This is a genomic window from Kribbella sp. NPDC026596, from assembly GCF_040638415.1.
GTDB lineage: Bacteria > Actinomycetota > Actinomycetes > Propionibacteriales > Kribbellaceae > Kribbella.
In genome coordinates, this window is record NZ_JBEZYF010000126.1 from 1 (window position 1) to 9,825 (window position 9,825).

13 protein-coding genes are annotated in these 9,825 nt (G+C 67.2%); 5 read left to right on the top strand and 8 right to left on the bottom strand.

Annotated elements, in window-relative coordinates; all coding sequences use genetic code 11:
• Positions 1 to 743: 743 nt before the first annotated feature.
• Together AB0E63_RS45465 and AB0E63_RS45470 are read left to right on the top strand one after the other, a co-directional pair.
• Entirely contained in the window at positions 744 to 1,280 is a 537-nt protein-coding gene (locus AB0E63_RS45465) for a hypothetical protein (protein WP_360380852.1), read from the top strand.
• A 19-nt stretch (positions 1,281 to 1,299) separates the two neighbouring features.
• On the top strand, positions 1,300 to 2,184 hold the full coding sequence (locus AB0E63_RS45470; protein WP_360380855.1) for an alpha/beta fold hydrolase: 885 nt from the start codon (positions 1,300 to 1,302) through the stop codon (positions 2,182 to 2,184).
• Between the two features lie 37 nt (positions 2,185 to 2,221).
• Here AB0E63_RS45470 and AB0E63_RS45475 read toward each other — a convergent pair whose 3' ends face one another.
• The 7 genes from AB0E63_RS45475 to AB0E63_RS45505 form a co-directional block, all read right to left on the bottom strand.
• Positions 2,222 to 2,620 carry a hypothetical protein gene (locus tag AB0E63_RS45475; protein ID WP_360380858.1) on the bottom strand — a complete coding sequence of 133 codons (399 nt, stop codon included), beginning with the start codon at positions 2,618 to 2,620 and terminating at the stop codon, positions 2,222 to 2,224.
• 54 nt (positions 2,621 to 2,674) lie between these two features.
• A complete protein-coding gene (locus tag AB0E63_RS45480; RefSeq protein WP_360380861.1) occupies positions 2,675 to 3,070 on the bottom strand; it encodes a hypothetical protein in 396 nt (131 codons plus the stop codon).
• A gap of 518 nt (positions 3,071 to 3,588) precedes the next feature.
• A complete protein-coding gene (locus AB0E63_RS45485) occupies positions 3,589 to 4,770 on the bottom strand; it encodes a DUF6596 domain-containing protein (RefSeq protein WP_360380864.1) in 1,182 nt (393 codons plus the stop codon).
• Between the two features lie 9 nt (positions 4,771 to 4,779).
• Positions 4,780 to 5,136, bottom strand: a complete 357-nt coding sequence (locus AB0E63_RS45490) for a YciI family protein (RefSeq protein ID WP_360380867.1) — start codon at positions 5,134 to 5,136, stop codon at positions 4,780 to 4,782.
• A gap of 131 nt (positions 5,137 to 5,267) precedes the next feature.
• Entirely contained in the window at positions 5,268 to 5,642 is a 375-nt protein-coding gene (locus tag AB0E63_RS45495) for a hypothetical protein (RefSeq protein WP_360380870.1), read from the bottom strand.
• Positions 5,642 to 6,025, bottom strand: a complete 384-nt coding sequence (locus AB0E63_RS45500; RefSeq protein WP_360380873.1) for a VOC family protein — start codon at positions 6,023 to 6,025, stop codon at positions 5,642 to 5,644. The genes AB0E63_RS45495 and AB0E63_RS45500 overlap by 1 nt, the downstream gene beginning before the upstream one ends.
• Before the next feature lie 22 nt (positions 6,026 to 6,047).
• Positions 6,048 to 6,833 carry a YafY family protein gene (locus AB0E63_RS45505; RefSeq protein ID WP_360380876.1) on the bottom strand — a complete coding sequence of 262 codons (786 nt, stop codon included), beginning with the start codon at positions 6,831 to 6,833 and terminating at the stop codon, positions 6,048 to 6,050.
• Positions 6,834 to 7,429: 596 nt separating this feature from the next.
• Between AB0E63_RS45505 and AB0E63_RS45510 the strand changes: the two genes are divergently transcribed.
• On the top strand, positions 7,430 to 8,215 hold the full coding sequence (locus AB0E63_RS45510) for an alpha/beta hydrolase (protein ID WP_360380878.1): 786 nt from the start codon (positions 7,430 to 7,432) through the stop codon (positions 8,213 to 8,215).
• A 172-nt stretch (positions 8,216 to 8,387) separates the two neighbouring features.
• On the top strand, positions 8,388 to 8,585 hold the full coding sequence (locus tag AB0E63_RS45515) for a hypothetical protein (protein ID WP_360380881.1): 198 nt from the start codon (positions 8,388 to 8,390) through the stop codon (positions 8,583 to 8,585).
• Between the two features lie 89 nt (positions 8,586 to 8,674).
• On the opposite strand, the gene AB0E63_RS45520 is transcribed toward AB0E63_RS45515, so the two are convergent.
• Positions 8,675 to 9,043 (bottom strand): response regulator transcription factor, encoded by a 369-nt coding sequence (locus AB0E63_RS45520; RefSeq protein ID WP_360380883.1) that lies wholly within the window; start codon positions 9,041 to 9,043, stop codon positions 8,675 to 8,677.
• 308 nt (positions 9,044 to 9,351) lie between these two features.
• Between AB0E63_RS45520 and AB0E63_RS45525 the strand changes: the two genes are divergently transcribed.
• Positions 9,352 to 9,825 (top strand): hypothetical protein (locus AB0E63_RS45525; protein ID WP_360380885.1); only part of this gene is annotated, 474 nt, incomplete at its 3' end.

Genomic DNA, 9,825 nt, shown 5'->3' on the forward strand with positions numbered 1-9,825 from the left:
CACAGACCCCTGCACGAAGGCCGGTCGCACTCACATCAATCACCGGCTAATAACGCCCTGACGGTCTTCCGGGCTCGTTCCACCGGGTCGCCCAGGCGCCCGGTGCGCCCGCCGAGGCCGGCAGCTGCGGCGAGTTCGGCGCGACCCTCGACGCCACCGCTGGCCCCGCACTCGGCGACCCGTACGGGTGCCGAAGCCGAACGTCCGTTCGCCACGGAGGTCCGCGCCCGGCCGACGACGAGCTCGAACCACTGACCCGCGCGTACTGGGAGCGAGGACGAAAGTGTTCGCGGCCGCCTACCTGCTCGCGATCGAGGACTGCCAGGCCTTCGCCCGCGTCGTTGCGCAATGGCTGACCGGGATCGACGTGTGGCTCACCCTACGCCGTCGATGCCTCCGGCAACGATTGGCGAGATCACCTCGACCGCCGTGGATCCGTTGCGCGCTCCGCGCCGGCGGCCGAACCGTCGCCTACGTCGGGATGGTCGCCAACCTCACCGGCAACCCCGCCATCTCGGTGCCGCTGTACTGGAACGGTGCCGGCCTGCCCATCGGCGTCCATTTCCTCGGCCGCTACGGGGACGAGGCGACGCTGCTGCGACTCGCCGGGCAACTCGAGTCCGCCCGCCTCTGGGCACAGCGTCGCCCACGGCTGGCCTTACGGTCCGGTGACGGAGGGGATCGGAACAGGTCGTTCGGCAGTACGGTCGGAGGACTAGGATCCTGGGTCGGAGTTGGTTGTGATGCGCACGGTCGCTTGGTTCACCGCCTGCGGACTGGTCGTCGCGGGTTGTGGCAGCCAGTCCGGTGCTGAGGCACCGCCGGCGTCGGCGACCTCGGTCTCGTCGTCAGTTCACCCGTCGACCGGGAGTTCGACGTCGAGCGGCGCGCAGACTCCCTCGGCCGGCATTCCCGCCGGGTCCGGGACCCACATCAAGGGCGCCTCGAGCGACTTCGGCACGATCTTGTTCGACGCGACGGGCCAGGCTATCTACTTGTTCGGCAAGGAGAATTCCTGGTCCCCGGCGTGCTACGGACCCTGCGCCCGGGCGTGGCCACCGGTGGTGACGACGGGGCGACCTGTGGCTGTTGGCGGGGTGAAGCAGTCTCTCCTCGGTACGACGACGCGCGCGGACGGCGCCACTCAGGTCACGTACGGAGGGCATCCGCTCTATTTCTACGCCCATGAAGGGAAGAATGAGGTGAAGTGTCACAACATCGAGGAGTTCGGCGGGTTGTGGCTGGCAGTCACCCCGGCCGGCGAGGCAGCCCCGATCTGACCGGTGGGGGAGTGATGTCGTGACCGTTGACGAGGTTCTGGCCGCTCACCGGGCCGCTGGGCGGGAGTTCACGGCGGACGGCGTACGGAGTTTCGTCCTCGACCAGGGGGCGCCGGACGCGGAGCCGGTCGTGTGCTTGCACGGCGTACCGGCATCGTCGTTCCTCTATCGCTCGGTGTTGCCCGAGTTGGCGCATCGTGGGCTGCGTGGGATCGCGTTCGACCTGCCTGGCTTGGGTCTGGCCACGCGACCGGGCGATTTCGACTATTCCTGGACCGGGCTCGGCCGGTGGGCGACTGCCGCGCTCGACGCGCTCGGGTTGGATCGGGTTCATCTCGTGGTGCATGACATCGGGGGGCCTGTCGGTTTCGAGATCGCGGCCGCGGTGCCTGAGCGGGTGCGATCGATCCTGCTGCTCAACACGATCGTTGCCGTCGACACCTTTCGACGGCCGTGGGTGATGGAGCCCTTCGCTCATCGCGTGCTGGGGCCGGCCTGGCTGACGACAGCACGAGCGCCGGTGGTCTTCCGCACCCTGATGCGGAGGATCGGGTTCGGTCCGGATGTGCCGCGGGCGGCTGTCGACGCGTACCTGCGACTGCTTCTCGGGGATGATTCCGGTCGCGCGTTCTTGCGGATCATGCGGTCCTTCGAGCGGACTGTCGAGAAGCGCCGGCGCTACGAGGCTGTCCTTGACTCCGGCGCGCGTCCCCTCGGAATACTGTGGGGCAGCAAGGACACCGCGCTGCCGCTGCGCACGTACGGCGTACAAGCTCGCCTCGCGGCCCGACTCGGCGACATCCCCACAGTCCCCGGCAAACACTTCCTCCAGGAGGACTTTCCAGCCGAGATCGCCACAGCCGTCGCCGCTCTGACCAGCACCCGTCAGTCGCCGGACCTGTGAGACCATCGACGGGCCCACGCTGATCGCGAGTCGGCTGTCAGCCGATGGTGCCGGACGCTTCAGCGCGGCCCGTGAGCGGAGCCCGTGGCGCGACCAGACGACGATCGAGGCGAAGAACAGCAGCGAGAATCCGATCAGCATCGGCCACGCGAGCGGGCTTCGAAGAATCGAGTTGGTCGCGGGCCCGCAGCGCGGCGAGCAGGATCAAGCCGACCATCACGATCTCGACCTCGAGCATCTGTCGCAGCGTCGACCAGCGGGCGTCGTTCCAGATCCCGACCCCGGCGCTGCCCAGGCAGCACACGGCCGCCAGGGTCCGGCAGGAGAGTGGGGAGAGCGTCCACGGCCAGAGGTCCAGGAACGTCGAGGGCGAGATGAACATGGCGGCCCCCTGGATCAGCGCGAGTACGCCCACGCCTGTGACGACGCCACGCACAGCCGGAGCGACCAGGTCGTCGCTCGGGGGGTCGGCGTACCTCCGATTCGCGAGTCAGGCACCGAGAACGAGGATCGGGGCGGTGAAGTAGAGGGCGGACCAGATCCAGAAGGCGGGGTTGTCGTGGGTGAACTTGTTCCACTGCAGCACAGTCGCGACACCGAGGAGGGTCGCGAACAGCGAGACTGACAAGAAGCCGGGGGAGAGGACGTGCCATCGTCGCTCGAGGGCTGCCCGGACGAAGAAGTAGGCGCCGCCGAGGTACGCCGACGCGAGGACCATCGAGGTCATGGTCGGGCGCAGCGGCCATGCCCACAACCGCGCGGTGTGCTGAGGAAACAGGTACAGAATCACGAACCCCGCGACCAGGAACGACACGATGCACAGCGACAGGACTCGTGTGTACGGCAGCACACGGTCGTCAGGAATGGGCTCAGCACTCGACTTCATCCCCTGTCTTCGACAGGTGACCCTGACGGTCGTGCTCGTCAAGGGAGCCCGCGGTTACAGAGCACTAACCTGAATGGTGTCCGGCGACGAGATGGAGGTGTGCCGTGGCAACGCTGCGTGACGGCCGCCTGGTTGTCGGGGCAGCATGCCGGCTGGTTCGCCTCAGCTCGTTATGCGCCGTCAATCGGGTCCAGTCGGCGGTCGTTTTCGGCGCCTGCTCGCCGCATGTCAAGGATTCCGGTGGCTGCGTCTGTCGGCACCGATATGCAGAACACGAGCGAGCACGCCGCGTCGGGTGGTTCCCACCAGGTGCAGGCACGGATTCTGGAGGACACCGAGTCGGCAGTCCGCTTTGGTGGGTTCCCGGCCACAGTCCGGCCGGGCACCTCACAGTCGGAACATCCCCTTGACGGCCGGGGAACCCGTCCACTACCTCAGCGCGAGTGCAGTTGGTCGGACAACGCCAGGCCGCCATCTGGACAACCGAGCCAGCTCTTCGTTGGAGCGTCGGGATCACGTTATGTGATCGCAGTTCGGCGTTGGAGGTAGCGTCGCTCCGCGCCGTCCGGAGCCAAAGACGCAGCCGTCCGGAAGGCGCGTACGGCGTCCTCGACATGCCCTTGTCGATGGAGAAATTCCGCCCGCGCCGCGTGGAACGGGTAGTAGCTGGGCAGGTTGAGCTGGTCGATCTCGTGGAGGCCTCTCGCTGCGCCGTGGACTTCGCCGACCGCCACCGCCCGGTTGAGGGCGACCACCGGAGTGGGGGCGACGGTCATCAGTTGGTCGTACAAGGCGAGGATCTGTTGCCAGTCGGTGTCTTCGAACGCGGGTGCCTCGGCGTGTACCGCGGCGATCGCTGCTTCTAGCTGGTAGTGGCCGGGCTCGTTGCGGCGCAGGCACCAGCGGACCAGGCTGTGCCCTTCCCGGATCAGACCGCGGTCCCACAGTCGGCGGTCCTGATAGCGCAGCAGAACGAGCTCGCCGGTGCTGTCGATGCGGCTTCGACGGCGGGCCTGCGTGAGGAGCATCAGTGCGAGTAGGCCGGCGACCTCGGGCTCGTCGGGCATGAGCAGCCGTAGCATCCGGCCCAGGTCGATGGCTTCGCCGGACAGGTCGGGAGAGCGGTCGGGCTCGCCGTATCCGGTGGTGTAGCTGAGGTAGATGGCGGCGAGGACTGCGCGGAGCCGATCGGGCAGTTCGGTATCGCCGGGGATCCGGTAAGGGATGTTCGCCGCCTTGATCTTGTGTTTGGTGCGCACCAGCCGTTTGGCCATGGTCGGTTCGTTGGTGAGGAACGACCTGGCGACGTCGGCGGTAGAGAGGCCGCACACCAGCCGCAACGTCAGTTCGACCTGGCTCTGTGGGGCGAGTGCTGGATGGCAACAGGTGAAGATGAGTCGCAGCCGGTCGTCGGGCAGGGTGTCTGCTCCGCTAGGATCAATGGTGGCCTGCTGGAGCAGTTCGTTGCCTCGGGCATCACGCCGTAGCTTGTCGATGGCACGGTTTCGGGCGGTGACGGTGATCCAGCCACCCGGGTTGGGCGGCATTCCCTCGGCGGGCCAGCGCCGTACGGCGATCGCGAACGCGTCCTGGACCGCGTCCTCGGCCAGGTCGATGTCGCCGAACATCGCGATCAGGGCAGCGACGCACCGGCCGGACTCCGCGCGGAAGATCCGGCCGATCGCCTCGCGGTCGGCCACCATGGGGTGCTAAGACGTCATGTCGTCCACGAACGGCCGGACCTCGATCGAGGCCCGGATCAAGGCGCTGACCTTCCCGGCCCACTCCAGCGCGCCATCGAGGTTGCTCGTCCGGATCAGATAGAAGCCGCCGAGATGATCCTTGGTCTCGGCGAAAGGCCCGTCGGTGGTCAGTACGTCATCAGCCTCGGCCCGTACGACGGTAGCGGTCGAGGGATCGTGCAATCGTCCTCCGAACACCCAGGCACCGGTGGACTTCATGTCCGCCTCGAGCCGCAAGATCGCCTGCATGTGCTCCTTCAGCTCGTCCTCGGACATCGGCGGACCTTGAACCGCTTGCCCGGGCCGCAACAGGTAGTACGTCATGTGGGGATCCCTTTCGGTGCCGCGAGACACTGCTCCCGCTCTCACCCACACTACGAACGGCGGACGCACAAGATGGACAACTGACCCGATGTGGTCGCCAGACCCGACGATGGCGACGCCCCACCTGTTCCCTACTGCTCTTGGCGGAGTGACTTTCGGGCGAAATCGACAGCCTCGGCGAGCAGAGCGGTCCACAGTTCACGATCGGGTGTCGGGATGGACACCCACTCGCGAAAAACCTTGCCGGCGGGGGCGAACGGGCTACCGGTGCCGGTCTCGATGATTTCGGTGACCCGGTCGCGAGGGACCTTGACGACCAGACCCGACGTGCCGTCGTAGCTCGCAAGGAAGCGTCCGGCCAGCCGCACGCACGGGTAGCCCATCATCGTGGCCCGGCCGATGGCAGGGTCGTAAAGCAGGTCGTCGGTGAGCTCGTCGTAGAGGTCACGGCCGACCTCCCCGGCGGATGACTCCGCCGGGGACGTGCCCTTCCTGCTTCCCGCCATCAGGCCGCCGGTGGCGTAAAGACGCCGAATTTGTTGCCAGACGGGTCGCACAGGTACGCGAACGCCGGGGCGCCCGGGCCGGGGTCGAGGTGCTGGCTCACCACTGAACCGCCGAGCTGTTCGGCGTCGGCACAGGTGGCCGCGACGTCGGCGACGAGGATGTAGAACACGGCATGGCCGGGCGAGTCGCCGGTGTTGGCGATGCCGCCCATCGGCGCACTTGCGCCGGAGGCGGTGATGTTGCGGTAGTCCAGGCCGGACGCCGCAGGTCCGTCGGCGTCGAAGGTCCAGTCGAACAGGCTGCCGTAGAACTTCTGTGCGCCGCCCGGGTCGCTGGTGCCGACTTCGAACCAGGCCAGGGTGCCGGGAGCGGGGGTGGTCATCGGTGTCTCCTTGCTGCTCGGATCATCCGCCGGTATAGCGGGCTGAATCCACCGTCTCGGTCGTTCGCGACAGCCCTATGTCGGAGTTCGGCAGGAGATCTTCGGGACGCAGGGCCGACGCCGGGAGTTTCGTCTCGTGGCCATCGACGACTGGCTCCGGCACCGGCCGCGGGTGCGGCAGGCGAGGCAACCGCTCGGCCTCGGTGATGCGGTCCATCCGGAACACCCGGTCGTCTTCCCGCAGGTGGCACCATGCCGTGAGATAGGAGCCGTTGGGGCCGACCACTACATGCTGCGGCTCGACCTCTCTGACCGTTTCGACGCCGCCGACGTCGATGTAGTGGATCCGGAGCACGTGGTTGTCACGGAGGGCCCGCCAGATGGTCTCGGCGATCTCGGCGTCGGGGTCCGGAACCGGCTGCACGAGCAGCCGCACCTTCGCGGCCGCGCTGCGTGCCTCGGCGAGGGCGCGCTCGGGCATCGCGGCGATGATCTTCTGCAGCGCGCTGCGCGCGTCCTTCCTGAACAGGACGTGCTCGGTCCGGCTCAGCGCCACCGCTACGGCCGCCGCCTCGCGCGGGGTGAAGTTCAGCGGCGGCAGGCTCATCGAGCGGTCGATCGTGAAGCCGCCGCCTCGGCCCTGCTTCGTCGCGAGCGGCACCCCAGCCTGACCCAGCGCGCTCAGATCCCGCTCGATCGTCCGCACACTGACCTCGAAGTGGGTGGCCAACTGTCGCGCGGTACGCCCGCGCAGCCCCGCTGCCCGAAGCTCCTCCACCACGGCATACAGCCGGTCGATGCGATTCACTCTCGAAGCGTAAACGCGACCAGGGACAGTCCTCGGAGCACGCGGCGGTTGAGCTGCCGTCAGGTATTCGTTCGATTAGCACGCAATGGCCCGTGCGAGTGCCACGCAACGTTGTGTTCTCACAGGAGATCATGGTCTTCGAAGGCTTGTTGGAGGGCCTGGGCGGCGGCGGGTCGGCTGCCCTGCTCGGCCGACCAGATCCCTGACCCGCATGCGCTCCCGGGCGGATCTCGCTACGAGGTGAAATGGGACGGCGATCTTCACTGGACACGTCAGGCTTGGGCTCGGCGGCCGGGTTCAGCTAATGCGGGTGGTCGCCCGTCGCCTACTGGGGAAGACCTCAGCCGAGCTGAAGTAGCAGGTCAGAGGCCTACTGATGGTTCTTCGATCGTGTCGCTGCGTGTAGAGGCGAAGCGTGAATCCAGGGTCGTGGTGGCCGAGGTACTCGGCGAGCTCCTTCACGTTCTCACCTGTTCGAGTGATGTCGGTGCGCTGCCGGGCGCGGCAGGATCGTTCGACGAGGGCAACGGAAGGCGAGCAGATGAGTGTTGAGATCCCCACCTACTTTCGTGTTTGCGACGGAGTACGGGTGCGCTATGCGGACACCAGGGCAGACTCCGACACCACCCGTGCTGATGCTCGCGCCATGGCCGGAGAGTCTGTTGGCGTTCCGTCGGATCTGGAGCCGGGTCACGCCGCTGGGGCGCGTTGTTGCTATTGACATGCCGGGCTTCGGTCACTCCGATCAGCACCGCACAGAACTCATCGCTCCCGACGCCATGGGAGGGTTCCTGTCGCGTTTGATCGACGAGTGGGGCTTAGGGGCGCCGCACGTCGTTGGTCCCGATGTCGGCACTGCGGCAGCGCTCTTCCTCGCGGCCGCAGCTCCCGATCGGGTGACGAGCCTGACGGTCGGCGGCGGCGCGGTCCGCTATCCGATCGATGTGGGCGGAGCGCTGAAGGACGTCATCGAGGCGCCCGACCTGGACGTCGTACGCGGGTTGGATGCCAGGACGAACATCGGTTACGCGGTCGAGCCGGCTGCAGGTGCCGACAGCGAGCCGGAGGTTCACGAGGACTACGTCAGTGCCTATGACCTTGGACGGTTCGCCGAGTCAGCCCGGTTCGTGCGGCACTATCCCGTGCAGAACCCAGTCCTGCGTGATCTGCTGCCGACCATCACCACGCCGGTCCAAGTGGTGGCCGGGAAGGGTGATGAACTGGTGCCCTGGTCGAACAACCAGTTCCTGGCCGACCACCTCCCGCACTGCGAGGCGCATCGGCTCGATGCCGGCCACTTCGCCTGGGAGGAAGCATCCGAGGAGTACGCACGCCTGACCGTGGACTGGATCAGCGGCGGCTACCAGCGCGTCGCGGCTTAGCCGTCGCGGGGCAGGGCGTCGGAGGTCGATACCGGCCAGCAGGTACGGCGGGATTCCGGTTCTCCGGACGTAGGACGGGTGCTGGCGGGGGCGATGATCGCCCGTCCGGCGGGCAGCATGAAATGAATCGCGCTCATCGCTCCCGGCGAGTGCGAATCGCCCGGAGGCGGACATGGAACGTGCAGACTGGCTGGACGGTGCTTTCAACTCCACCCAGGCCCGGTTTCTCATGATCACGGCGATCACGCATCACCGGGTCAGTTCGCCGATCTGGGGTGCGGACGAGGTCCGCAAACTGTACGGCGAACTGGCGGAGATCGAGTTCTCGGCCATGAGATCGCTTGCGGCCCTCCAGGCCGGCTTCGAGTAACCCGGCTCAGGAGCGCGTCGGCGCGCCCAGGGCCGACGGCACTCGCAGTGGTCACCTTCCTCGGGGCTCGCTGACAGGTTGGACAGCCGTCAGGCCGTGAGTCCCAACAGGTCGCGGATAGCCGGGACGGACAGTCTGGTCTTGGGTAGGAACCCGGCGACCCGACTGGCCGAAATCCGGTCCGCGTAATCCTCTTCGGCGTCAGTGGAGACCAAGATCACAGTGGCCGGCGCCAGGTCGGTCTCGCGGGTCAACCGTCGTACGACCTCGAAGCCGCTCTCTGCGCCGAGGTCGATGTCGACCAGGGTGACGTCGGGGCTGAGCTCCGTGGCGCGCCGCACGGCGTCGTCCCCGGTCGAGGCCACGGCCACGACCGCCATGCCCTCGCACTCCAGTAGACCGCGCGCAGCCGACAGGAAATGAAGGCTGTCATCGACGATCAAGCAGCGCAACTCCATGGCCACAGGATGCCAACCGGCCGGTCGTCGGACAATCCGGCTACCTGGACCTTGGCGCCAGGGGATCGAAATTCCTGCTGCCGGGTACCGGGTATTCGCGCTAGCGGTAAGGAAGCGCGGCCGGGTCCGGTCTGCAACCCGCGATCTTGCGGCTAGCCGGTACGGCGAATGGCCGTTTGCCGTGACGAAATCCGACCGCTCCGGCGACACCCTGGAAGGGAAGGAAGGACGAACTGTGACGTGGTCGGAAGGGACTGATCGTGGCAACCGGATCGATGCTCAGGGCAACGAGGTTGAGGCCGGCCCGGATGTTGCGGCGCTGGACCGCGATCGTGCGCCGGCCCGCGGTCGTATCGACCTTGCTGCTCTCCATGACGGGGTACGCGATCGGTCCGCAGCTGGAGCTCATCCGCTATCCGCTGAAGGTCGCCGCCCTGGTGCAACGACACCACGATCCGGTGCCCACCGAGTCACCGGCAGTGCGGGCGGCGGAGAGGCTGGGCGACGAGTCGCCCGCCGACCGGACCCGGGTGGAGGCGACGCTGGCCGCGGCCGCGTCCGATGAGCGGCCGTATCTCCTGAAGGTGTTGGCGGACGGCCACAGCGCCGACGACGTCGTCACGTTCGCGCGGCTGATTCGAGGTAAGCGACCTCGATGGCTGCGCACCCACCTCAATCTGATCGATCTGGGCCTGACCCGTTTTGACGGACATCCGAGATCAGGAGCTTGTGCTCCGGAAGGATGTTCATCATGGAGTCCATGGGCAAGAAGAAGCCGCGGT